18 protein-coding genes and 1 pseudogene are annotated in these 23,351 nt (G+C 59.7%); 6 read left to right on the plus strand and 13 right to left on the minus strand.

What is annotated here, in order from left to right; all coding sequences use genetic code 11:
• Window positions 1-7 precede the first annotated feature (7 nt).
• From secD to queA, 4 genes are all read right to left on the minus strand, one after another.
• Entirely contained in the window at window positions 8-1,855 is a 1,848-nt protein-coding gene (secD, locus tag OJ965_RS16585) for a protein translocase subunit SecD (RefSeq protein ID WP_009091758.1), read from the minus strand.
• Window positions 1,856-1,880: 25 nt separating this feature from the next.
• Window positions 1,881-2,213, minus strand: a complete 333-nt coding sequence (gene yajC / locus OJ965_RS16590; protein ID WP_009091760.1) for a preprotein translocase subunit YajC — start codon at window positions 2,211-2,213, stop codon at window positions 1,881-1,883.
• A complete protein-coding gene (gene tgt / locus OJ965_RS16595) occupies window positions 2,213-3,361 on the minus strand; it encodes a tRNA guanosine(34) transglycosylase Tgt (protein WP_009091761.1) in 1,149 nt (382 codons plus the stop codon). Before tgt ends, yajC begins: the two co-directional genes overlap by 1 nt.
• Window positions 3,362-3,440: 79 nt before the next feature.
• Window positions 3,441-4,511 carry a tRNA preQ1(34) S-adenosylmethionine ribosyltransferase-isomerase QueA gene (gene queA, locus OJ965_RS16600; RefSeq protein WP_265137160.1) on the minus strand — a complete coding sequence of 357 codons (1,071 nt, stop codon included), beginning with the start codon at window positions 4,509-4,511 and terminating at the stop codon, window positions 3,441-3,443.
• Window positions 4,512-4,614: 103 nt separating this feature from the next.
• Here queA and OJ965_RS16605 point away from each other — a divergent pair, with 103 nt between their 5' ends.
• The 3 genes from OJ965_RS16605 (at window position 4,615) to OJ965_RS16615 (ending at window position 7,473) form a co-directional block, all read left to right on the plus strand.
• Complete coding sequence (locus tag OJ965_RS16605; protein WP_111208103.1) at window positions 4,615-5,196, plus strand: acyl carrier protein phosphodiesterase; 582 nt, start codon at window positions 4,615-4,617, stop codon at window positions 5,194-5,196.
• A 207-nt stretch (window positions 5,197-5,403) separates the two neighbouring features.
• Window positions 5,404-6,216 carry an inositol monophosphatase family protein gene (locus OJ965_RS16610; protein ID WP_265137161.1) on the plus strand — a complete coding sequence of 271 codons (813 nt, stop codon included), beginning with the start codon at window positions 5,404-5,406 and terminating at the stop codon, window positions 6,214-6,216.
• Window positions 6,217-7,473, plus strand: coding sequence for a histidine-type phosphatase (locus tag OJ965_RS16615; RefSeq protein WP_265137162.1), 1,257 nt, complete (start codon window positions 6,217-6,219; stop codon window positions 7,471-7,473).
• Between the two features lie 392 nt (window positions 7,474-7,865).
• Here the strand turns inward: OJ965_RS16615 and proY are convergent, their stop codons facing one another.
• The 6 genes from proY to phoB all read right to left on the minus strand — a co-directional run bounded on the left by proY (window position 7,866) and on the right by phoB (window position 15,229).
• On the minus strand, window positions 7,866-9,218 hold the full coding sequence (gene proY, locus OJ965_RS16620) for a proline-specific permease ProY (RefSeq protein ID WP_009091770.1): 1,353 nt from the start codon (window positions 9,216-9,218) through the stop codon (window positions 7,866-7,868).
• Between the two features lie 70 nt (window positions 9,219-9,288).
• A complete protein-coding gene (gene brnQ, locus OJ965_RS16625; protein WP_009091772.1) occupies window positions 9,289-10,608 on the minus strand; it encodes a branched-chain amino acid transporter carrier protein BrnQ in 1,320 nt (439 codons plus the stop codon).
• 392 nt (window positions 10,609-11,000) lie between these two features.
• Window positions 11,001-12,107, minus strand: coding sequence for a cobalamin-independent methionine synthase II family protein (locus OJ965_RS16630; RefSeq protein WP_046101345.1), 1,107 nt, complete (start codon window positions 12,105-12,107; stop codon window positions 11,001-11,003).
• 164 nt (window positions 12,108-12,271) lie between these two features.
• Complete coding sequence (locus tag OJ965_RS16635; RefSeq protein WP_265137163.1) at window positions 12,272-13,192, minus strand: PstS family phosphate ABC transporter substrate-binding protein; 921 nt, start codon at window positions 13,190-13,192, stop codon at window positions 12,272-12,274.
• Between the two features lie 19 nt (window positions 13,193-13,211).
• The gene (gene phoR, locus OJ965_RS16640; protein ID WP_009091779.1) at window positions 13,212-14,525 is read right to left on the minus strand and encodes a phosphate regulon sensor histidine kinase PhoR; all 1,314 of its coding nucleotides are present in this window, start codon (window positions 14,523-14,525) and stop codon (window positions 13,212-13,214) included.
• A gap of 14 nt (window positions 14,526-14,539) precedes the next feature.
• On the minus strand, window positions 14,540-15,229 hold the full coding sequence (gene phoB, locus OJ965_RS16645) for a phosphate response regulator transcription factor PhoB (protein WP_009091780.1): 690 nt from the start codon (window positions 15,227-15,229) through the stop codon (window positions 14,540-14,542).
• A gap of 197 nt (window positions 15,230-15,426) precedes the next feature.
• Between phoB and sbcD the strand changes: the two genes are divergently transcribed.
• Window positions 15,427-16,623: an exonuclease subunit SbcD gene (sbcD, locus tag OJ965_RS16650; RefSeq protein ID WP_154928026.1), complete on the plus strand. Its 1,197-nt coding sequence runs from the start codon at window positions 15,427-15,429 to the stop codon at window positions 16,621-16,623.
• Window positions 16,620-20,294 (plus strand): AAA family ATPase, encoded by a 3,675-nt coding sequence (locus tag OJ965_RS16655; protein ID WP_265137164.1) that lies wholly within the window; start codon window positions 16,620-16,622, stop codon window positions 20,292-20,294. The genes sbcD and OJ965_RS16655 overlap by 4 nt, the downstream gene beginning before the upstream one ends.
• Here OJ965_RS16655 and OJ965_RS16660 read toward each other — a convergent pair.
• Window positions 20,289-20,402 (minus strand): annotated as a pseudogene (locus OJ965_RS16660) (GNA1162 family protein); the annotation flags it as partial. The gene OJ965_RS16655 and the pseudogene OJ965_RS16660 sit on opposite strands and share 6 nt — an antisense overlap.
• Window positions 20,403-20,602: 200 nt before the next feature.
• On the opposite strand from OJ965_RS16660, the gene OJ965_RS16665 reads away from it, so the two are divergent.
• Complete coding sequence (locus OJ965_RS16665) at window positions 20,603-20,992, plus strand: cell envelope integrity TolA C-terminal domain-containing protein (protein ID WP_265137165.1); 390 nt, start codon at window positions 20,603-20,605, stop codon at window positions 20,990-20,992.
• Here the strand turns inward: OJ965_RS16665 and qhpR are convergent.
• Together qhpR and OJ965_RS16675 are read right to left on the minus strand one after the other, a co-directional pair.
• On the minus strand, window positions 20,989-22,056 hold the full coding sequence (qhpR, locus tag OJ965_RS16670; RefSeq protein WP_046101340.1) for an AraC-like transcriptional regulator QhpR: 1,068 nt from the start codon (window positions 22,054-22,056) through the stop codon (window positions 20,989-20,991). The two genes, OJ965_RS16665 and qhpR, sit on opposite strands and share 4 nt — an antisense overlap.
• A gap of 183 nt (window positions 22,057-22,239) precedes the next feature.
• Window positions 22,240-23,244: a phosphotransferase enzyme family protein gene (locus OJ965_RS16675; RefSeq protein WP_009091791.1), complete on the minus strand. Its 1,005-nt coding sequence runs from the start codon at window positions 23,242-23,244 to the stop codon at window positions 22,240-22,242.
• Window positions 23,245-23,351 lie beyond the last annotated feature (107 nt).

Raw genomic sequence — 23,351 nt, forward strand, 5'->3', positions numbered from 1 at the left:
GCACTCCTCAGATAGACAGCTTGTTGATGCGTTTGCCACCGTAAACCAGGTTAACAATGGCACGGGTACCGATAATCGCGGTGAACATTGAGGTCGCGATACCGATAGCGGTGGTAATCGCAAAGCCTTTGATCGAACCGGTGCCGACCGCGTAAAGAATGATCACTTTGATCAGGGTGGTCACGTTCGCATCAACAATACTGGAGAAGGCGCCTTTGTAGCCCTCATGGATTGCCTGCTGAACCGAGCGCCCGTTGCGCAGCTCTTCTTTAATACGTTCGTTAATCAGTACGTTGGCATCAACTGCCACCGCCAGGGTTAACACGATACCGGCAATACCCGGCATGGTCAGGGTCGCGCCCGGCAGCAGGGACATGATGCCGACAATCAGCACCAGGTTTACCAGCAGCGCACTGGTCGCAATCAGACCAAACTTCTTGTAGAACACCACCATGAACAGGATCGACGCGAGCAGACCCCAGAGGCAGGCTTCCAGACCCTGAGTAATGTTTTGCTGACCCATGGTCGGTCCGATAGTGCGCTCTTCCACAATCTGGATTGGCGCAATCAACGCACCGGCACGCAGCAGCAGCGACAGCTGACGCGCTTCGTTCGGATTGTTGATACCGGTAATGCGGAAGCTGTTCCCCAGGCGAGACTGGATATTGGCGACGTTAATCACCTCTTCCTGCTTCACCAGAATGGAACGGCCATTGGCATCTTTCTTACCGCTGTCTTTGTACTCCACAAACAGGGTCGCCATCGGTTTACCGATGTTGTCCTTGGTGAAGTTCGACATGATGTTTCCGCCTGCGCCATCCAGTGAAATATTCACCTGAGGCTGGTTGTACTCATCCATGCTGGAGGTCGAGTCGGTGATGTGGTCACCGGTCAGAATCACCCGCTTGTAGAGTACGACCGGCTGGCCGTCACGCATCTTTTTGACTTCGGAGTCACCCGGCACACGCCCACTGGCGGCTGCGCTCGGATCTACGGTGGTGTTCACCAGACGGAATTCCAGGGTTGCGGTCGCACCCAGAATCTCTTTGGCGCGCGCCGTGTCCTGAATCCCTGGCAGTTCCACCACGATGCGATCGGAACCCTGACGCTGAACCAGCGGTTCCGCCACGCCCAGCTGGTTCACACGGTTACGCAGAATCGTGATGTTCTGCTGAACCGCATATTCACGCGCTTCGCTGAGACGGGCATCGCTCATGGTGGCACGCAGCGCATCGCTGCCGCTGCTGTTAATCACCAGATCCTGATGACGGGAAGAGAGCCAGGAAATCGCCGCATCGCGGCTGGCGGCGTCACGGAAACGAATTTCCACGCCGTAGTTCGCGATTTTATTGACGTTGGTATAGGGGATATTTTTGGCGCGCAGGTCGCTACGCAGCGTATCAGCATTCTGCTCCTGCAGTTTGCTGAGTGCGGTGTCCATGTCCACTTCCATCAGGAAGTGCACGCCGCCACGCAGGTCGAGACCGAGTTTCATCGGTTCTGCTGACAGCATGGTCAGCCAGCGGGGCGTGGCAGGCGCGAGGTTCAGCGCCACGACGTAGTCTTCACCCAGTGCTTTCATGATCGCTTCACGGGCGCGTAACTGCACATCCGTATTGGCGAAGCGCGCGGTAATCGCACCATTTTCCAGCGCAACAGATTTGCTCTGGATATTGTCCTGTTTTAATGCGGACTGAATCTGATCCAGCGTCTGCTCACTGGCGGCGCTTCCGCGCGCACCAGTGATTTGAACGGCCGGATCCTCACCATAGAGGTTGGGAAGCGCATAGAGCAGGCCGACGATAATCACGACGACCAGCATCACATACTTCCACAAAGGATAACGGTTTAACACGGCAGTTCCCTTAGGGAAGAAAGAATTACAGCGCCTTAATGGTGCCTTTAGGCAGCACGGCGGCAACGAAATCACGTTTAATGACCACTTCGTTGGTGTCATTCAGCGCGATAGCGACGTAGCCCGTGTCAGAGACTTTTGTGACGCGACCGACCAGGCCACCGCTGGTCAACACTTCATCGCCCTTTGAGATGGAATCCATCAGCTTCTTGTGCTCTTTCGCACGTTTCTGCTGCGGACGCAGGATCATGAAATAGAAAATCAGACCAAACACCACCAGCATGATCACCAGAGAATACGGACTTCCCTGAGACGGTGCGCCTGCTGCGGCCACGGCGTCAGAAATGAATAAGCTCATTAAATTTCCCTCATTGATGAATTGTCAGACGTTAAAGGCGGAACTTCTTTACCCGTCCGTTGGTAAAACTCAGTTACAAAGCGCTCTAATCTACCCTCTTCGATAGCCTGGCGTAAACCAGCCATCAGACGCTGGTAGTAGCGCAAATTGTGGATAGTATTCAGACGCGCGCCCAGTATTTCGTTACAACGGTCGAGATGATACAAGTAGGCCCGGCTATAATTGCGACAGGTGTAACAGTCACACTCCGCATCCAGTGGCGCCGTGTCATCTTTGTAGCGGGCGTTGCGGATCTTCACCACGCCCTCGGTCACAAACAGATGACCATTGCGCGCATTACGGGTTGGCATCACGCAGTCGAACATATCGACGCCGCGACGGACGCCCTCAACCAGATCTTCAGGTTTGCCAACGCCCATCAGATAACGGGGTTTATCCTGCGGAAGCTGCGGACAGACGTGCTCGAGAATACGGTGCATGTCCTGCTTAGGTTCACCCACCGCCAGGCCGCCCACAGCGTACCCATCAAAGCCAATCTCTACCAGACCTTTAACCGAGACATCTCGTAAATCTTCGTAAACCGAGCCCTGGATAATACCAAACAGCGCATTTTTGTTGCCGAGGCTGTCAAAACGGTCACGGCTGCGTCGCGCCCAGCGCAGCGACATCTCCATTGAGCGTTTGGCATAGTCCCAGTCCGCCGGATAAGGCGTACACTCATCGAAAATCATCACGATGTCGGAACCGAGGTCATACTGAATCTCCATCGATTTTTCCGGATCGAGGAAGATCGGATCGCCGTTGATCGGGTTACGGAAATGCACGCCCGCTTCGGTGATTTTACGGATGTCCCCCAGGCTGAAGACCTGGAAGCCACCGGAATCGGTCAGAATCGGCCCTTTCCACTGCATAAAGTCATGCAGATCGCCGTGCAGTTTCATGATCTCCTGACCCGGACGCAGCCAGAGATGGAAGGTATTCCCCAGAATGATCTGCGCGCCGGTATCCTGTACCTCTTCCGGCGTCATGCCTTTGACGGTGCCGTAGGTGCCAACGGGCATAAACGCCGGGGTTTCCACCACGCCGCGATCAAAAATCAGACGGCCACGGCGTGCGCGCCCGTCTGTGGTATCAAGTTCAAATTTCACAAAGCCTCCATCGGAGAAACAGTCCGATGCAGATAGCCTTCTGTCACGCAGAGCGCGATTCCGGCTATCGGTTGATAAATCAGTCGCCCACTTTTTCCAGCGGCGCCTGCGGATTTTTACTGATAAACATCGCGTCGCCATAACTGAAGAAACGATATTGCTCAGCCACGGCTGCGCGGTACGCGGCCATGGTGTGCTGATACCCGGCGAAGGCCGAGACCAGCATAATCAGGGTCGATTCAGGCAGATGGAAGTTGGTGATGAGCGCGTCGATCACCTGATACTCATAGCCCGGATAGATAAAAATCTGGGTGTCGTCGAAGAATGGCGCGATCAGGCCATCCTGGCTCGCTTTGGCTGCGCTCTCCAGCGACCGGACGGAGGTAGTGCCCACCGCAACCACCTTATTGCCGCGCGCCTTGCAGGCCAGCACCGCATCAACCACCTCCTGCGGTACTTCGGCATATTCCGCGTGCATGTGATGCTCTTCGATGGTTTCGACACGCACCGGCTGGAAGGTTCCCGCCCCGACATGCAGCGTCACAAACGCCATCTCAATGCCTTTCTCTTTCAGCGCCTGCAACAGCGGCTCATCAAAATGCAGACCGGCTGTGGGTGCCGCGACGGCCCCCGGGCGGGCGCTGTAGACGGTCTGATAAAGCTCGCGGTCAGCCTCTTCGTCCGGCCGATCGATATAGGGCGGCAGAGGCATATGGCCTACGCTGTTCAGGATATCGAGTACCGCGCGCTCATCATCAAATTCAATCTCAAACAGCGCATCGTGGCGGGCCACCATGGTCGCTTGCACGCTCTCATCTTCGCCCAGCAGCAGCGCTGCACCCGGCTTCGGCGCTTTTGAGGCGCGCACATGTGCCAGCACACGCTTGTCGTCGAGCATCCGCTCGACCAGCATCTCGATTTTGCCGCCGCTGGCTTTGCGGCCAAAGACGCGCGCCGGGATCACACGGGTATTGTTGAACACCAGCAGATCGCCTGGATTCAGCTTATCCAGCACGTCGGTAAAGACCCCGTGCGTCAGTGCGCCGCTGGGACCGTCGAGCGACAGCAGACGGCAGCCGCTGCGCTGCGCCTGGGGATAGTGAGCAATCAGGGATTCGGGCAATTCAAAAGCAAAATCGGCGACACGCATTGAAGTGTTCTTTCTCAGGCAAAAACAGGCGGCACAGTTTAGCGGAAAATCGACCAATTCTGAACAGCTGGCTGCGCAAAGGCAGTTCAGCCTATAATGCGGCATGAACTTTCTTGCTCATCTCCATCTGGCTCAGCTGGCCGACAGCTCCCTGCTCGGCAATCTAATGGCTGACTTTGTGCGGGGTAACCCGCACCAGCACTGGTCTGCGCCTGTCGCAGACGGCATTCTCATGCACCGGCGTCTTGACGTCATGACCGACACGCTGCCGGAAGTGCGCAGCGCCCGTCAGCTGTTCCGTGCTGAAACCTATCGCGTGGCCCCGATTACGCTGGACGTCATCTGGGACCATTTTCTGGCCCGTCACTGGCAGCAGTTCATGCCCGGCCAGACGCTGGCGCAGTTTTCTGCCGCCGCCGAGCGAGAAATCGTGCCGCACCTCGCGGAGACGCCGGTCGATTTTCAGGAACTTAACGCGGTGATGTGGCGCGAGCGCTGGTTTGAGCATTATGCCCAGCCCGCGCGGCTGGAGCGGGTCCTGCACGGCATGGCCAGCCGCCGTCCGCGTCTGGCGGCACTGCGCGACTCCTACCAGGATTTCACTGAACACTACGATCAGCTGGAAGCGCTGTTTTTTGTTTTTTATCCGCGTTTAATGGCGCTGGCGACCAGCCGCACCCTGTAAAACCCGATCCTCTGCTGCCGCGCCGGGCAGGCGCAGGCGCCTGCCCGCTGAAAAAGCCCGTCGTCCGCCCCTGCGCCATCTTGCCATTGCCCGCTAACTGCGGCTTAATGAAGCCTTTCTTAACAATAGTTACGTTAACAGCACAGCCAGACCGCCTGTTCAGGTGCGCCTTCCGTTCGTTATGGCACAAAATCATAAGAGGAAAAGATGTCATCCGCTTCGCAATCTGAAATTGACGCGCGTTACCGTTACGCCTGCGACATCGCCCGTGCGGCGGGCAGCCGGGCCCTGTCATGGTATCAGCAGCGTCAGACACTGGTGGTGGAACACAAAAGGGATTTACAGGATGTGGTGAGCGAGGCTGACCGCAACGTGGAAGCGCTGCTTAAAACATTAATCGCTGAACGTTTTCCTGACGATGCCGTCTATGGCGAAGAGAGCGGTGGCGAGGTTCAGGGCGCCCCCTTTGTCTGGGTCATCGATCCCATCGACGGCACCGCCTGCTTCGTCAACGGCCTGCCTAACTGGTGCGTGTCGCTGGCGGTGGTCTGCGAGGGCGAACCGGTGATCGGCGTGATCTGCGACCCTAATCATCAGGAGCTGTTTCATGCCCGCAAAAACCACGGGGCGTGGCTAAACGAAAGCCGCCTGCAGGTCCATGCGGCAAAGCGGCTTAACGAGGGACTGCTGGGTATCAGCAACTCCAGCCGCACCGGCGGCGAAAGCGTCTCGCGCCTCATCACCGGCCTGATTGAGCAGGGTGGCATGTTTATTCGGGTGGGATCCGGCGCGCTGACCAGCGCCTGGGCTGCTGCTGGACGCCTGATAGGCTATTACGAAGCGCACATGCATCCCTGGGATAGTCTGCCGGGTATTGTCCTGATGCACGAAGCGGGCGGTGTCACCAACGACTACCTGCGTAACGATGGGCTGAAAAATGGTAATCCGGTTCTGCTGGCCAATGCGGCCCTCTATCCACAGATTAAAGCGCTGACGGGTAATCCCGCTCTGGATGAGTAGATGATCCGGTTACGGCTGCGTCGGTGCGTGCTTATTCTCGCCGCTCTCTGTCTGCTGAGCACGACGTCACAGGCGGCTGAGTATCAGCTGGAGAAGGTGGTCGAGCTGAGCCGCCACGGCGTGCGGCCACCGACGCCGGGAAACCGCAAAGAGATTGAGGCGGCCAGTGAGCAATCCTGGACGGTGTGGACCACCGCCGATGGGGAGCTGACCGGACATGGCTACAGCGCGGTCGTGAATAAGGGGCGCTGGCAGGGCGATCACTATCGCCAGCTCGGCCTGCTGGCGGCGGGCTGCCCCGATGCGGCGCAGGTCTACGTGCGGGCCAGTCCGTTGCAGCGCACCCGCGCCACCGCGGCGGCACTGACTGACGGCGCCTTTCCCGGCTGCGGCGTGCCGGTGCATCACGTCGCGGGCGAGGTCGATCCCCTGTTTCAGAGCGACAAACTGCCGCTCACCCACATCGATCCCGCCCGGGCGCTGGCGGCTAAGCAGCAGAAGGCAGGCGATCTGGAACAGCGGCAAAAGCAGCTGCAACCGGCAATTCAGCAGCTCAGAGCGGCGGTCTGCCCGCCTGCGTCCCGCTGCACGTTCTTCGATCGCCCCTGGCAGTTCAGACAGACCCGCAACGGCGGCAGTTACGTTGAGGGGCTGAGCGCGATGGCCAGCATGGTGGAGACGCTGCGCCTGGGCTACAGCGAAAATCTGCCGTTCAATCAACTCGCCTGGGGACACATCACCTCGGCGGCGCAGATCACCTCGCTGCTGCCACTGCTGACCGCAAACTACGACCTCAGTAACGATATCCTCTATCTGGCCCAGCGGCGTGGCTCGATCCTCCTCAGCACAATGCTGCAGGCGATTGGTTCCGACACGTCGCCGACCCGCTGGTTAATTCTGGTGGCGCACGACACCAATATTGCCATGGTGCGCACGCTGATGGGCTTTGACTGGGCGTTGCCAGGCTATTCACGCGGGAATATTCCGCCGGGCGGCAGTCTGGTGCTGGAGCGCTGGCGCGACACGCGAAGCGGGGAACGTTTTTTGCAGATCTACTTTCAGGCGCAAAGCCTGGATGATCTCCGCCGGCTGCAGCCGGTTGATGAAAATCACCCGTTATTACATCAGGCGTGGCATCAGCCTGGCTGCAGGGATACCAGTGTGGGCCTGCTCTGCCCTTATCAATCCACGCTGACACAACTGCAGAAAAACATCGACAACAGCGCCACGCTGCCGGTTTCCGTTATATTGCCCTGAGTCTGTGGCTAATCATATTCAGGCCGCAACAAAAACGCGGTCTGAATAATGTTAATCCCTGTTAATTAGCGCTATTCCGCCCTTTTCTTAATTAAATCCGGCTGGCTTTCAGCGCCCCGCGTTTTGTTTTACGATAGCCCCGTCAATCATCCCTTTATACATTTTTTCCTGTAATATTTAGATTCTTTCGGCGACTGGTTTCGCCGTTTTTTATTGCCTTTTACCCTCCCCTTCTCTGGCCATTCAGGCCTGTCTGACGCCGTCTGCCGGGAAATACTTTTATTCTGCGCTGACTGCGCATCCTTTGAGAAATTAAGGCGGGAGGAAAAGAGAATGAAGGCGGGAGATTGCCGGTTCTGCTCCCCCGTGAATCGGGAGAGCAGAACGGAAGATTAGCGCGGCTTGCGCACCAGCTTATAGCCCAGCAGCAACAGCACAATCCACACCATACCCACGTAGAGTGAAATGCGGGTATCGGGGAAATAACCAATCAGGCCGATAATAAAGCAGAGGAAGGCGACGCCGACGCCAGCGGTCCAGCTGCCGCCCGGCAAGGCGAACAGCAGCTTACCGGCCGCCTCTTTGCCAATTTTGCGGCGGAACGCGATCTGCGACAGCAGAATCATAATCCAGACCCACACCGTAGCAAAGGTCGCCAGCGAGGCGATCACCAGGAAGACTTTCTCTGGCATCAGGTAGTTGAGATAGACCGCGATCAGCATGGCGAACATCATCACCACGACCGTCACCCACGGAATGCCGCGTGCGGAAACCTTCATGAAAACCTTCGGCGCATGTCCCTGCTGCGCCATGCCGTGCAGCATACGGCCCACGCCAAAGACATCGCTGTTAATCGCCGAAAGTGACGCGGTCAGCACCACGAAGTTGAGAATCGAGGCGGCCGCGGCGATCCCCAGATGCTGGAAGGTCAGCACAAACGGGCTGCCCGACGTTCCCACCTGGTTCCACGGGTAGATCGACATAATCACAAACAGCGTGCCGACATAAAAGACCAGAATGCGCCATGGCACCGAGTTGATCGCGCGCGGAATCGACTTCTCCGGCTCTTTCGCTTCCCCGGCGGTGATGCCGATGATTTCGATGCCACCGTAGGCGAACATCACCATCTGCAGCGACAGCAGCATGCCGACCACGCCGTGAGCGAAGAAGCCGCCGTTGGTCCATAGGTTGTGAATACCGGTTGGCTGCCCGCCGTTGCCAATCCCCCAGATAATCATGCCGAAACCGGCCAGAATCATCACGATAATGGTGGCGACCTTGAAGAAGGAGAACCAGAACTCCACCTCGCCAAACACCCTGACGCTCATCAGGTTAACCGCCCCGATGATCAGCACCACGCTCAGCACCCAGATCCAGTGCGGCACCTCCGGAAACCAGACGCCCATATAGATGCCAAACGCCGTCACATCGGCAATCGCCACAATCAGGATTTCAAAACAGTAGGTCCAGCCGGTGATGTATCCGGCCATCGGCCCCAGATAGTCCTGGGCGTAACGGGAGAAGGAGCTGGCCTGAGGATTATTGACCGACATCTCACCCAGCGCGCGCATGATGATGTAAGCCACTGCCCCGCCGATGATATAGGCGAGCAGCACGCTCGGCCCGGCCATTTTAATCGCGTCAGCGGAACCGTAAAAGAGCCCGGTGCCAATCGCCGATCCCAGCGCCATAAAGCGGATGTGGCGCGTGCTCAGTCCGCGTTTGAGCTTATTGGTTTCTTGCATAACAACCTGTACCTGTGAAATGAAAAAACCACGGGCAAGCCCGTGGTTAAAGAAAAAACCGTGCTGACTGTTACGAGTGAGCCGTCACCTGTTCAGGCCCTTTCACCCGGTCAACCACAGCGGCAATCAACAGCATCACCAGCGACGGCGGCAGCCAGGCGAGACCCTGGTCGGCCAGCGGCAGATGCTGGCTGAAAGCCGGCAGCAAATCTTTAAACCCGGTCGTTTTAATCGCATCGACAATACCAAACAGCAGGCTTACCAGCATTGCAGGCGCGATAATCCGGCTACTCTTGTTCCACCAGTTGAGGGTGAAACTCAGCACCACCAGCACGATACAGGGCGGATAGATCGCCGTCAGTACCGGGATGGAGATCTGAATCAGGTGGCTCAGGCCGAGATTCGACACCACCATAGAGAACAGACCCAGAATAAACACCAGCGTTTTATACGATAACGGCAGGTATTGCGCAAAAAATTCCGCACAGGCACAGGTCAGGCCCACCGCGGTCACCATGCAGGCGACGAAGATCAGAGCGGCCAGGAAGAAGCTGCCCATGTTGCCAAAGGTGTGCTGAACATAGGCGTGCAGAATCGCTGCGCCGTTAGCGTTTTGATCCACCAGCGCGCCGCTGCCCGCCCCCAGTTTAAACAGGCAGAGGTAGACCAGCGTCAGGCCCAGACCGGCAATCAGTCCTGCCAGTACGGTATAGCGGGTCAGCAGTGCAGCATTATCCACGCCACGCGAACGGGCGGCGTTAACAATCACGATGCCAAACACCAGCGCGCCCAGGGTATCCATGGTCAGGTAACCGTTGACGAAACCGCTGGAGAAGGCCGCACGCTGATAATCAGCCGTAGCCGTGATCGTCCCGCCTGCCGGCCACAACAGCGCGGCGACGCCCAGTATGGTCAGCGCAACGATTTTCAGGGGTGCCAGGAAGTGCCCTACCGTGTCGAGCAGCTTGCCGGGATAGAGCGACACGCCAATCACCAGCACAAAGTAGATCAGGCTGTAAATAAACAGCGGCAGCGCGCCTTCACCGGTCAGGGGGGCGATGCCCATCTCAAACGAGACCGTCGCCGTTCGCGGGGTGGCAAACAGCGGCCCGACCGCCAGATAGCAGACGGTGGCCAGCACGATGCCCGCCACCTTGCCGATCGGGCTGCTGAGCGCATCCACGCCACCGCCGACACGGGCCAGCGCGATCACGGTCATCACGGGCAGACCGACAGCGGTAAGCAGAAATCCGATAGCGGCAGTCCAGACGTGTTCGCCAGACTGAATACCCACCATAGGAGGGAAAATGATGTTGCCCGCGCCAACAAACAGGGCGAATGTCATAAAGCCCAGCGCGAGAATGTCCTTCGAAGTTAAACGATGTGTCATACGGCCTGTCACTGATGTTGCGGTGGAAGTTGGGTTTGTGTTGTCCCCCTCGCTGCATATAAGCCGCGACCTGACTGAGTGTCTCAGCGCATTATGCTCGTCGCAGGGAAAAGTGCAGGTGATTTGAGCTGCTTTTATTCTGTTCACAGAGGGATGGATCGACAACGGCGCTAAGTAAAACGTTTATAGCGGAGAAAGGCAATACGGGATCGGAAAACCAGAAGCTTATCCCGCCATTTTTTCAAATGACAGAGGATAGCGTTGATTTTTGGCACAGGCACACAAGATGATGTGCCTAAAAAACAGACAGACGGTGGGAAATATCCGCATAAACGCACCGGCAGATACACAAAAGGCGCGTTTTACGCGCCTGTCTGCACAACGTTACAGCCTTACCAGACCTGTTTCGCGATATCGACAACCAGTCGAATCTTCTGCCACTGCTCGGCTTCGCTGAGGCTGTTGCCCTCTTCGGTCGACGCAAAGCCGCACTGCGGACTGAGGCAGATCTGCTCCAGACTCACAAACTGCGCCGCCTCTTCCAGCCGGGATTTTACCTGCGCCGGATCTTCCAGCTCTCCCACTTTCGTGGTGATCAGCCCCAGCACCACCTGCTGATGACCGGGCTTGATGAAGCGCAGGGGCTCGAAGCCGCCGGAACGGGCATTGTCATACTCCAGGAAGAAAGCATCTACGTTGACGCTGCCGAACAGGATCTCAGCGACCGGTCCGTAACCGCCCTCTGAGATCCAGGTTGAGCGGAAATTACCGCGACAGACATGCAGACCCACGGTCAGATCGGCCGGTTTATCCTCCAGCGCTTTGTTCAGCACCCGGGCATAGGTCTGCGCCAGCTGCGCCGGATCGTCACCACGCGCCCGGATATCCCGCTTCTGATCTTCCGAGCAGAGGTAAGCCCAGACGGTGTCATCCAGCTGCAGATAGCGACAGCCCGCCGCGTAAAACGCCTGAATCGCCTGTTTGTAGGTCTGCGCCAGATCGTCGAAATAGTCCGCCAGATCGGGATAGACCTCCGCGTCGATCACTTTGCGACCGCCACGGAAGTGCAGCACGCTGGGGCTGGGAATGGTCATCTTCGGCACCGCATCACCGGCAATGCTCTGCAGGAAGCGGAAATGGTCCAGCATCGGATGATCGGCCGGAAAGCCGAGCTTGCTCACCACTTTCACACCGTGCGCTTTGGTCTGCACGCCATTGAACTGAATGCCCTGCTCCGCTTCATAGCTCTCGACGCCGTCCAGGCCGTAGAAGAAATCGAAGTGCCACCAGCCGCGACGAAACTCGCCGTCAGTCACGACTTTCAGGCCGTTCTCACGCTGCTTAGCCACCACATCACGGATGGCCTCATCTTCCACCTGACGCAGCGCTGCCGCATCAATCTCGCCGGCCGCAAACTGTTCGCGCGCCTGCTTAATCGCGGCGGGACGGAGGAAGCTGCCGACAGTATCGGCACGGAACGGGGCGGTTTCTCTTTGCATGATCACTCCTGTCTCTCCTGCCAATCATTGCGGCAGGAAATAATTACATTCTGATATAAATAGCCGTCTGGACGGCTATATGTCTGAATGCAGAGTGACATGAGTGGCTTCAGTCTGCAACTGAAGAAAATTCAGCGATGATGAAAAAAATTCAACTTAGAGGATTACTGCAGGGCTGAACGCGCCTGCGCCATCTGCGCGTCTGAGAGCGGCAGGTAGCCCGCCTCACTGACCCGACGCTGTCCCTGCGCGGAAAGCACCTGCTGCAGAAACGCGGCCACCAGCGGCGGCAGCGGTTTACCGGGCGCTTTATTGACATAGAGATAGAGCGGACGCGCCCAGGGATAGCGGCCACTGCGGATAGCCTCCGCATCCGGGGCAATCGCCTGCCCCTGATCGTTCATCACCGCCAGCATTTTGACGCCGCTGAGATGAAAGCCAAAACTGGCGTAGCCAATGCTGCGCGGGTTCCCGGCTACCGCCTGCACCACCGCAGCCGAGCCGGGAAACTCCGCTACGTCGCGGCGAAAATCGCCCTTGCAGAGCGCCTGCTGCTTGAAGAAACCCCAGGTGCCGGAGGCGGAATTGCGGCCATAGCGCTGAATCGGCCGTTTACGCCACTCAGCGCCCGTTAAGCCAAGATCGCCCCAGAACTGCGGCACGCTGTGTGCACCGCACAGGCGGGTCACAGAAAAGAGGGCATCAAGCTGCGAGGGCGCAATCTGTTGCAGCGGATTGCGCTGGTTGACCACGACGACCAGCGCATCCATGGCCACCGGCACCGCCAGCGGCGGGTAGCCGTAGCGCGCTTCAAACGCCTGGCGTTCATCCGCCTGCATCGGGCGGCTCATCGGGCCGAGTTGCGCCGCCCCCGCCGCCAGCGCGGTCGGGGCCGTAGAGGAGCCGGAGGCCTGCACCTGCACGTTAACGCCCGGAGCCTGACGGCTGAAATCCTCGCTCCAGAGGGTCATCAGATAGCCCAGCGTATCAGATCCGACACTGCTGAGATTGCCGGCGAGCGTGCCGGGCTGAGCCAGCGCCAGACCCGGCAGCAGCGTAATGAGGAAGAGAAGAAGCAGGCGCATGGCAGAGTTCCGGCAGCGGTTAATGAACGGCATTCTCCTGCATCACGCTGCTGACAATCAACCTTGCCGGCAGCGTAAAGGTAAAGCAGGTCTCCTTATGCGGCACGCTGGTGATATCGAGCCGCGCGTTGTGGTGGCTCAGGGCATGTTTCACAATCGCCAGCCCCAGTCCGCTGCCACCGGTGGCGCGTGAGCGCGCCTTGTCAACCCGGTAGAAGCGCTCGGTCAGCCGCGGGATGTGTTCCGGCGCGATCCCCGGCCCGTTGTCACAGACCCGGAAAATCGCGCCCTGTTTGCCGCGCAGCCAGCTGATATCGATCCGCGTGCCCTCTGGCGTGTGGTTCACCGCGTTGTAAACCAGATTGGAGATGGCGCTGCGCAGCTGTTCATCGTTGCCGAACACTTTCAGATGGGGATCGGTGTGGAAATGGATGTCGTGGCGGCCGCCGCTCAGCGTCGCGGCTTCATGCTGCAGCAGTTTCAGCATCACCGGCACATCGACCTTCTCTTTCAGGTCGATCGCCGGGGCCGCTTCGATGCGCGACAGCGTCAGCAGTTGCTTAACCAGGCTGTCCATGCGGCGCGTCTGCTCCGACATGGTGTGCAGCGCTTTGCTGCGCGAAGGTTCGCTCATCACTGAGTCGTTCATCATCTCCAGATAGCCCTGCAGCACCGTGAGCGGGGTGCGCAGCTCATGACTGACATTGGCAAAGAAGTTGCGGCGCGCCCCTTCCAGCTGATGCATCTGCGTCACATCGCGCGCCACCAGCAGCCACTGCCCTTCACTGTAGGGCATGACGCGAAATTCCATGTGCAGTTTATTGTTCAGCACCAGCGTCAGGGGTTTATCAAAATCGCGCTGGCGAAGATAGCGGGAGAATTCGGGGTAACGCAGCAGGTTGAGAATGTTCTGGCCATTGTCTTCCGGCCAGCGCAGGCCAAGGTGCTGCTGCGCCAGTCCGTTGCACCAGAAAATGGTGCCCTCTTCGGTGGTGAGGATCACCGCATCCGGCAGCGATTCGGCACCGCTGCGGAAACGCTTGATCAGATTGCCCAGTTCGCGCCGCCGCCGCCGGTTGCGCAGCTGCATCTGGTAAAGCCCATAGAAGAGCGGCTCCCAGCTGGCACGCCCGGCAGGGGGCGTCATGGTGCGGTCGAGCCACAGCCAGTGTGACAGCCGCATCAGATTATGAAAATGCCACAGCAGCACCAGCAGCACGCTCAGCAGCAGCCACCAGGCCAGCCCGCCAAACAGCAGGCCAGGCAGCAGCGCGGGCAGACAGGCCAGCAGCAGTTCTGTCAGTAATCTCTTCCAGGAGAGGCGTTCCAGCACGGTAAAGGCTCCGTTCAGTAGCGGGCAGAGAAACGATACCCTGTTCCGCGAACGGTTTGTACCATGCGATCGTGGCCGGAGATCTCCAGCGCTTTACGTAAACGGCGGATGTGGACATCAACGGTGCGATCTTCCACATACACATTGGTGCCCCAGACGTGGTTCAGCAGCTGTTCGCGGCTGTAAACGCGCTCCGGGTGCGTCATAAAGAAGTGCAGCAGCTTATATTCGGTCGGGCCCATCTCCAGTGGCGTGGTTTCGGACATCACGCGATGCGACGAGGGGTCCAGACTCAGCCCCTGCATCTCGATCACCTCTTCCACCGCCATTGGTGAAATACGGCGCATCACCGCTTTAATGCGCGCCATCAGCTCTTTAGGGGAAAAAGGCTTGGTAATGTAGTCATCCGCGCCCACTTCCAGCCCGCGCACCCGATCTTCCTCCTCGCCACGGGCGGTCAGCATCATGACCGGAATGTCGCGCGTCATCGCCTCACGCTTCAGGTGTTTGATAAACTGAATACCGCTGCCGCCCGGTAACATCCAGTCCAGCAGAATCAGATCGGGCCAGGGTTCGATCAGCCTGGCCACGGCGCTGTCATAATCTTCCGCCTCGATTGGCTGATAGTCGTTCTGCTCCAGAACAAAACACAACATTTCACGGATGGGGGCTTCATCCTCCACAACCAAAATGCGCTTAGCCATTATTTCTCCTGCTGATTATGACGGCTGTCACTGAGATTCGCGGCGCCATTATGCGTCAGATTTGTGACACTTTTATGAAAAACATAACCTGCCTGTAACCACATAGGTAATCAATTATGACAGTGCAGCGACTCTTTTTTGCTTTGGCCGCAGAGCCAGTATAATCGCCGGGCGAATCACAACGGCAGGGACTCATCATGCGCATTATTCACACTGCGGACTGGCATCTGGGGCAGTTCTTCTACAACAAAAGCCGGGCGGCCGAACATCAGGCGTTTCTCGACTGGCTGTTGATCCAGATTGAACAGCATCAGGTGGATGCGCTGATAATTGCGGGCGATCTGTTTGATACCGGCACGCCGCCCAGCTACGCGCGCGAAATGTTCAACCGTTTTGTGGTGGCGCTGCAGCCCAGCGGCTGTCAGCTGATTGTGCTGGCGGGCAACCACGACTCCGTGGCGACGCTGAATGAGTCGCGCGAGCTGCTCGCCTGTCTCAATACCCGGGTGATCGCCACCCCGCAGGACGATGATGTGCTGCTGCTCAACACCCGTCAGGGTGAACCAGGGGCGCTGCTCTGTGCGATTCCCTACCTGCGGCCGCGCGACATCCTGCGCAGCCGGGCGGGTCAGTCGGGACGTGACAAACAGACCTCGCTGCTGGAGGCGATCGCTCACCACTATCAGCAGCGTTTCGCCGCAGCACAGGCACTGGGCCATGCGCTGCCGGTGATCGCCACCGGTCACCTCACCACCGTCGGCGTCAGCCAGAGCGATTCGGTGCGTGACATCTATATCGGCACGCTGGACGCCTTCCCGGCCAGTGCCTTTCCCGCCGCCGACTATATTGCGCTGGGCCATATTCATCGCGCGCAGCGCGTCGCCGGCAGCGAGCATATCCGCTACAGCGGCTCACCGATCCCACTGAGTTTTGATGAGCTGAGCAGTGAAAAAAGCGTCTTCCTGCTGGAGCTGACGGCCAGCGGCCTGCAGGCGGTCACCCCGCTGGTGGTGCCGCAGACTCAGCCGATGCAGGCGCTGAAAGGATCGCTGGCGCAGATCGCTGAACAGTTAAACGCCTTCAGCGGGCAGCAGCCGGAGAAACTGATCTGGCTCGATATCGAAGTGACGACCCAGGAGTACCTCAGCGATCTGCAACGGCAGGTGGAAACGCTGACCGCCACGCTGCCCGTCGAGGTGCTGCTGTTGCGCCGCAGCCGTGAACAGCGGCAGCAGAGCCTGGCGCGGCTTGATAATGAAACCCTGAGCGAGCTGAAGGTGGAAGAGGTCTTCGCCCGCCGGCTGGCGCTGGATGAGGGCTTAGAGGCGGAGCAGATCGATCAGATGACCACCCTGTTTCGTCAGACGCTGGCCGCCATGGAAGAGACCCAATGAAGATCCTTACGCTACGTTTTAAAAATCTGAATGCCCTGCGCGGTGAATGGTTTATCGATTTCCGCGCCGAACCTTTTGCCAGCAACGGCCTGTTCGCCATTACCGGTGCCACCGGTGCCGGGAAAACCACCCTGCTGGATGCCATCTGCCTGGCGCTCTACCACCAGACGCCGCGCCTGGGCGCGATCTCCCAGAGCCAGAACCCGCTGATGACCCGCGACTGCGCGGAATGTCTGGCTGAGGTGGAGTTTGAGATTAAGGGTGAAGCCTGGCGCGCCTTCTGGAGTCAGAACCGCGCGCGCGGTGCCGCCGACGGCAAGCTGCAGGCCCCGCGCGTTGAGCTGGCACGCTGCGCCGACAACACCATCGTGGCCGATAAGGTGGGTGACAAGCTGAAGCTGACGGAAACCCTCTCCGGGCTCGATTTTGAACGCTTTACCCGCTCGATGATGCTCTCTCAGGGCCAGTTCGCCGCGTTTCTCAATGCCAGAGCCAGTGAACGCGCCGAACTTCTCGAAGAGCTGACCGGCACCGAAATCTACGGCCTGATCTCAGCCGCCATTTATGAGCGCCACAAAGAGGCGAAAACCCAGCTGGACCTGCTGCGCAGCCAGGCGGGCGCGATGACCCTGCTGGAGAGCGAGGCGCGCGAGGCGCTGCAACAGCAGCTGACCGGGCTGACCCAGGCGGAAGAGCAGCTCAGCAGCCACTATCAGCAGGCGCAGCAGCAACAGCAGTGGCAGCAACAGGCGCAGCAGCTGCAGCGGGAGAGTGAGCAGGCCGAGGCGGCGGTGCAGCAGGCCAGCGCGGCCTTACAGGCCGCTGAGCCAGATCGCCAGCGGCTGGCACGCAGTGAACCGGCTGAAAAACTGCGGGGCGCGCTGCAGCAGCGCGACGCCCTGCGTACCGAGCAGCAGCAGGTCTCGCATCGCTGTCAGCAGCTGACGGATCAGCAGCAGCAGGCGCAGAGCCAGCATCAGCAGCATCAGCAGCGCTATGCGGCCACCCAGCTTGCCCGCCAGCAGGCACAGCAGGAACAGCAGCAGCAGGAGACCCTGCTGACGGAACAGGTGTTGCCGCTGGATCAGCGCATCAGCGCCCTGCAGCAGCACAATGAGGAGCAGCAGCAGGAAAACGCCCGTCAGCAACAGCATCTTGATCAGACTCAGGCTACCCTGGCGGAGCAGACCCGTCAGGTGACCCGCCTGAAGCAGGCGATGGCTGAACAGCATCAGTTACGTGCGGAGTTGACCGATCTGGCGCACTGGGGGGCTTCGCTGCCGCTGTGGCAGGAGAATTTTGCCCTGCTGGCACAGCGTGAGGCGACGCTGGCGGGACTGACGCAACAGCGCAATCAGCAGCAGCAGCAGATCGCCACCCAGCAGGCGGAACAGCAGCAGCAGGCCCGACAGGCACTGCCGCGCCAGCAGGCGGAGCAACAGGCCCGCCAGGCGCTGTCGCAGGCGGAGCAAGCACTAACTTCGCTTCAGGAGCAGCATCCGCCTGCCGCACTGCGTCAGGCGTTAAGCCAGTTGCAGAGCAGCCGTCCGGCGCGTCAGCAACTGCTGCTGCTCTCAACGCAGTGGCAGCCGCTGCACCAGCAGCTGGACCAGCGCCAGCAAAGGCTACACGCGCTGGAAAAAGCGCATCAGCAGAGTGAAGCGGAATTGCAGACGCTGCGTGAGACGTGGAAACGCGAAAAACAGCAGCTGGACGATGTGGAAAAAATCTGCGCGCTGGAGCAGCAGATTGTCGATCTCAGCGACTACCGCGCCCGGCTCACCGCCGATCAGCCCTGCCCGCTGTGCGGCTCCTGCACCCATCCCGCCGTCGGAGCCTACAGCACACTGGAAGTCAGTGCTAACCAGCAGCGCCGGGCTGCGCTGCAACAAAAAACCGAGGCACTGCGCGAAGCGGGCACGGCAAAAAACGAACAGCTGAAGCAGTCTGCGGTACAGCAGCAGACGCTGCGCGAGGAAATCGCCGGGATGCAGCAACAGCTTGAGCAGCTTGAGCAGCAATGGCAGATTCTGAGCGGTGAGCTGGCACTTACTTTCCCGCTTGCCGATCGCGAGGCCTTAGCCACGTGGCAGCAGCAGCAAAGCGACCGTGAAAGTCAGCTTGAGCAGCAGCGACAGGCTCAGGAAGCCGCAAGCCAGGCCCTTCAGGCTGCGAAAGATCACCATCTTCAGCAGCTACAGGCCTGGCAGCAGCAGCAGCAGGCCGAACAGCTGGCGCAGCAGTCGCTGACCAGCCTGCTACAGGCGCTGGATGTGCTGCAACAGCGTCAGCAGCAGGAACAGCAGGCCTGGGAGCAGTTGCAGAGCCGTCTGGAGCAGCAGTTCAGCGCACACCATCTTGCCCTGCCCGCTGCCGCCGATCGCGCTGCGTGGCTGGCGGAGCAACAGCGGCGCTGGCAGCGCTGGCAGGAGAGTGAGCAGTTGCTTGCTAACCTGCAGCCACAGCTGTTGAAAGGGGAAACCCAGCTCACTGCCCTGCAGCAGCAGGCTGAACAGGAACAGCAGCAGCTCACGACTCGTCAGCAGCAGCAGCAGCAGAGCCAGGCGCAGCTCAGCGAAATGCGTCAGCAGCGTCTGGCGCTGTTTGGCGATCGCGAGGTCACCCTCGCCCGTCAGCAGCTGCAGGCCCGCGTTCAGCACGCCGATGAACAGCTGGCACAGCAGCTCACCGCCCTGCAACAGGCGCAGGCCGAGGTCAGTCGCCTGCAGGGTGAGCTGGCGGGGCTGGAAAATCAGCGTCAGACTCTCAGCAGCAAACTGGCAGAGGCGGAAAGCACACTGCAGCAGTCACTGGCGCGCGCCGGATTTGCCGATGAAGCCAGCCTGCGCGCGGCGCTGCTGGATGAGCAGAGTGCGCTGCAACTGCGCCAGCAGCTGCAGCAGCTCGATCAGCAGTACCAGCAGCAGCAGGCGCGACGGGCGGATCTGCGTCAGCGGCTCAGCGCCCATCAGCAGGCAAAGCCCGACGCGATGCCGGAATCTGCGGAAGCGCTGGCGCAGCAGCTGGAGCAGTTACGGCTGGCGCTGCGCGACAACGCCAGCCAGCAGGGTCAGATTCAGCAGCAGCTGCACAGCGACGCCAGCCTGCGTGCCCGGCAGCAGAGTCTGATGACACAGATAGAACAGGATGGGGTGGCGCTGGCGCAGTGGAGCCTGCTCAACGACCTGATCGGCTCCGCCAGCGGCGATAAATTCCGGCGTTTCGCCCAGGGCCTGACGCTGGATCATCTGGTCGCGCTCGCTAACCGTCAGCTCGACCGGCTACACGGCCGCTATCTGCTGCAGCGGCGGGCGCAGGATCAGCTGGAGCTGGATGTGGTTGACACCTGGCAGGCTGACGCCGCGCGCGATACCCGCACCCTGTCGGGCGGGGAGAGCTTCCTGGTCAGTCTGGCGCTGGCCCTGGCGTTATCCGATCTGGTGAGCCACAAAACGCGCATCGAATCGCTGTTTCTGGATGAAGGATTCGGCACGCTGGATGCCCAGACGCTCGACACCGCGCTGGATGCCCTGGATGCGCTCAACGCCAGCGGCAAAACCATCGGGGTGATCAGCCACGTTGAGGCGATGAAGGAGCGTATCCCGGTGCAGATTAAAGTGCGCAAGATGAACGGGCTGGGATACAGCCAGCTGGAGCTGCCCCAGGGATAACGGGCGCGTCAGCCGGGAGGTTAAGCGATGCGCGGCGCTGACATCCGGCGAGCCGTTATCCGCAGGCAGCACCAGAATCGAGGCGGGTTTGCTGGCATGGAAGGCACTGCCCGCCGTCAACCGGAAGAGTGCCGCAAAGGCCTGTGTTCTGCCTTTCTCATCCAAAACGTGAAAGAGAGATCGTCCGCACCGGGGCGGTAAATTCTGGTTCTGCTGACAGTCGGAGGAATGCCATAGCATTCAGCAGGCCGGTCTGTAGACTGTCGGCAGCAGACCGGAAGATCTTTAAGGGGAGATGGGCCAGTTAAATGAATTTGATTAATGTAATAAGGCGGATATTGCCGGGTGTGATTGTTGCCATCTCGCTCAGCGCCTGCCAGCAAGCTGTTATAAAGCAACGGGATAGCGTGGCAAACCTCTGTCAGCCGGAGAAAGATCCTGACAGCAAATCCTGTCACTGGACGCATCAAATGCAGCCGGTGCTGAACCGGGACTTCCGGGATGCAGCCCGTTATGCGGGCCAGCAATGTCTGGTACGGATGGAGTGGCAACGGAGTGAACGTTATGCGGTGACCCAGACCCAGGGTGATGAAGCGCTCTGCCTGCGCGCATGGCAGCTGGTGGCGCAGACCCGCGGCCTTCCGCCACCGCCGGAGCCTGGACAACCCGCGTGGTTCGGCTTTGCGCCGCGCGGTTAGCTGGCCAGTCCCTCCTGACGCCACTGACGCGGACTGATACCGAACCAGCGACGGAACGCGCGCGAAAAAGCACTGACTTCCGAGTAGCCCAGCAGCAGCGCCATTTCTGAAATCGGCAGCTGCTTCTGTTGCAGGTAGTGTGTCGCCATTTCGCAGCGCACCTGATCCACCAGCGCGGTGAAGCTGCTGCCCTCTTCGCGCAGCCGCCGCTGCAGTGACCAGCTCGACAGCCCCAGCTTATCCGCCACCTCTTCCAGCACCGGCTCCCCCTGCATCAGCGACAGATTGACCTGCGAACGCGCCTGCTCAATCATGCTCTGCTGCGACGTGCCACGATTAAGCCGCCGGATCGCATCCTGCATCACCGTCAGCAGGATCGGATCGCTCTCCGGCATGGCGCGCAGCAGATCGCGCTTCGGGATCACCAGTGAATTGAAGGGCTGATCGAACCAGACCGGCGCATCAAAGACTTTGCAGTGATCGTGCCACTGGCCGGGGCGCGGATGTTCAAAGTGCACTTCGCGCGGCGCCCAGTGTTTGCCCGCCACGTGGCGGATCAGATTCATAAACATGCCCAGCGTCAGCTCCGCATCCTGACGGCGCGACAGAATCGCCCCGTGGCGCACCTGATAGTCGAGCCGCCAGCACTCCCCCTTATCCACCAGACGCGTCAGCGTGTCGTGCTGATGCCAGGGAAACGCGTTGACCACATTGTGCAGCGCCTGTTCCAGCGTGGTGGAACAGAGACCGATGTAGCCAATCAGGCCTAATGACTGCGGTTTAAACTGCCTGCCGTAGTGCAAACCGAAGTTATCAGAACCGGAGTGTCGGGCCGCCTCTTCCAGTACCCGACAGTAGTTAACCAGCCCGAGGCTCAGCGTCGGGCTGGCAAGGCGCTCCGGATCGATGCCGCTGATACCGAAGATGCGGTCTGCGTCGCCGCCCTGAGTATGAATAAAGTCGCTCAGGCCAGTCGCTGCCGCAGCCAGTACGCCGTGATTGCCAGCTTCTGCGGCTGCCGAGCAGGCAGCAAACGCATCGGGCTTGATCAGTGTCGGATTCATGGTCGCCTCTGTGAGTAGAAAGGTGGATCACCCCTGTTACTGACAGCAATTTCCATACCAGTTTCCTGGAGCCAGGCGCAGGCGGCACGGGCGCAACCGCATCCCGCCTCCCGGCCGCCTCTTCCGCTGCGCCACCCGGCTGTCGGGCACTGTGGCGGCGCAGCGACGCCCGTCGCTGGTGCATCAGACCCCCACCGGCAGTCGCTCCCCTTCCAGATAACGGCGGCAGAGACGCACTGAATGGCTCGCCCACTCGGGTCCCAGACTGCGCGCCATTTCCGTTTCGGCATGCGAACCGACCCACGCGGTGAGCTGAATACGACGCTGAACCAGCAGCGCAGGCAGCATAGCCATCTCCGCATCGCTGATGTGCGCCACCTGCTCATAACCGCGGATCCAGTGATCGATCCACTCCGGGGCGCGCGGATGGTGCTCAACAAAACTGATCGCCGCCGCCAGATCGTGCAGATACCAGCCCAGCCCGCAGTCATCAAAGTCGATCACCCGCGTTTCCCCTTTGTGCAGCAGCAGGTTGGTCAGGCGAAGATCGGCGTGGATCAGGCCGTAACGATCCGATCCCTTCCCGAACTGCGCCATCGCCGCGCCCACCTGCGCAATCGCCTGTTCGACCACGCCGTGATCGGCAGGGTTGAGGTTTGGCGCATCCTGCCAGCGTCCCCAGTGACTCTCCGCGCTGGTCATGGTGTGGTGGTCCCAGATAATGCGCTGAAAGCCCGCTGGCTTTTGCCACTGCTTACTCTGCTGGTGCAGCCGGGCCGTGATCTGCCCCAGCTGCTGAAAGGCGCGGGGATCGACGTCGGTGGTCGGCATCTCGCCCTCGATCCAGTGAAACAGCACCACATAACGCTCGCTGCCATCCGGCAGCCGCAGCGTCAGCACCTGTTCGCCCTCTTTATCCGGCACCGCTTCCGGCACCATGATGCCGGTTTCACGCAGCGCATCGAGCCACTGCAGTTCACTGACGATATCCGCTTTCTGATGGTAATCGCCACGATGCAGCCGCAGCGCATAACGCTGCCCGGCCGCCCTGAGCAGAAATGTGGCGTTCTCCGATCGGCACAGCAGGCTGAGCTGACCCTGCAGCGGATCGGGATAACAGGCCAGCGCCTGCTGCGCCATCAGGGTGAGTTGGGAATCAGTCAGGTTGTCATATTGTTTCGCGCTCATCAGTCCGGCTCCTGGTCACTTGCGTCATTTCAGCATGCGTGGCCAGCGTGTGTGCTGCTTGACTTCAGAGGAGACAAAGTTGACCGCAGCGTACAACTGGCCCGGTT

It is taken from the genome of Pantoea anthophila, from assembly GCF_026104315.1.
Classification (GTDB): Bacteria; Pseudomonadota; Gammaproteobacteria; order Enterobacterales; family Enterobacteriaceae; genus Pantoea; species Pantoea anthophila.

Excerpts from the sequence above, each read along its gene's own strand:
- yajC (WP_009091760.1), bottom strand. The coding sequence starts at position 2,213 with ATGAGCTTATTCATTTCTGACGCCGTGGCCGCAGCAGGCGCACCGTCT.
- queA (WP_265137160.1), bottom strand. The coding sequence starts at position 4,511 with ATGCGTGTCGCCGATTTTGCTTTTGAATTGCCCGAATCCCTGATTGCT.
- OJ965_RS16605 (WP_111208103.1), top strand. The coding sequence starts at position 4,615 with ATGAACTTTCTTGCTCATCTCCATCTGGCTCAGCTGGCCGACAGCTCC.
- OJ965_RS16610 (WP_265137161.1), top strand. The coding sequence starts at position 5,404 with ATGTCATCCGCTTCGCAATCTGAAATTGACGCGCGTTACCGTTACGCC.
- OJ965_RS16615 (WP_265137162.1), top strand. The coding sequence starts at position 6,217 with ATGATCCGGTTACGGCTGCGTCGGTGCGTGCTTATTCTCGCCGCTCTC.
- proY (WP_009091770.1), bottom strand. The coding sequence starts at position 9,218 with ATGCAAGAAACCAATAAGCTCAAACGCGGACTGAGCACGCGCCACATC.
- brnQ (WP_009091772.1), bottom strand. The coding sequence starts at position 10,608 with ATGACACATCGTTTAACTTCGAAGGACATTCTCGCGCTGGGCTTTATG.
- OJ965_RS16630 (WP_046101345.1), bottom strand. The coding sequence starts at position 12,107 with ATGCAAAGAGAAACCGCCCCGTTCCGTGCCGATACTGTCGGCAGCTTC.
- OJ965_RS16635 (WP_265137163.1), bottom strand. The coding sequence starts at position 13,192 with ATGCGCCTGCTTCTTCTCTTCCTCATTACGCTGCTGCCGGGTCTGGCG.
- phoB (WP_009091780.1), bottom strand. The coding sequence starts at position 15,229 with ATGGCTAAGCGCATTTTGGTTGTGGAGGATGAAGCCCCCATCCGTGAA.
- sbcD (WP_154928026.1), top strand. The coding sequence starts at position 15,427 with ATGCGCATTATTCACACTGCGGACTGGCATCTGGGGCAGTTCTTCTAC.
- OJ965_RS16655 (WP_265137164.1), top strand. The coding sequence starts at position 16,620 with ATGAAGATCCTTACGCTACGTTTTAAAAATCTGAATGCCCTGCGCGGT.
- OJ965_RS16665 (WP_265137165.1), top strand. The coding sequence starts at position 20,603 with ATGAATTTGATTAATGTAATAAGGCGGATATTGCCGGGTGTGATTGTT.
- qhpR (WP_046101340.1), bottom strand. The coding sequence starts at position 22,056 with ATGAATCCGACACTGATCAAGCCCGATGCGTTTGCTGCCTGCTCGGCA.
- OJ965_RS16675 (WP_009091791.1), bottom strand. The coding sequence starts at position 23,244 with ATGAGCGCGAAACAATATGACAACCTGACTGATTCCCAACTCACCCTG.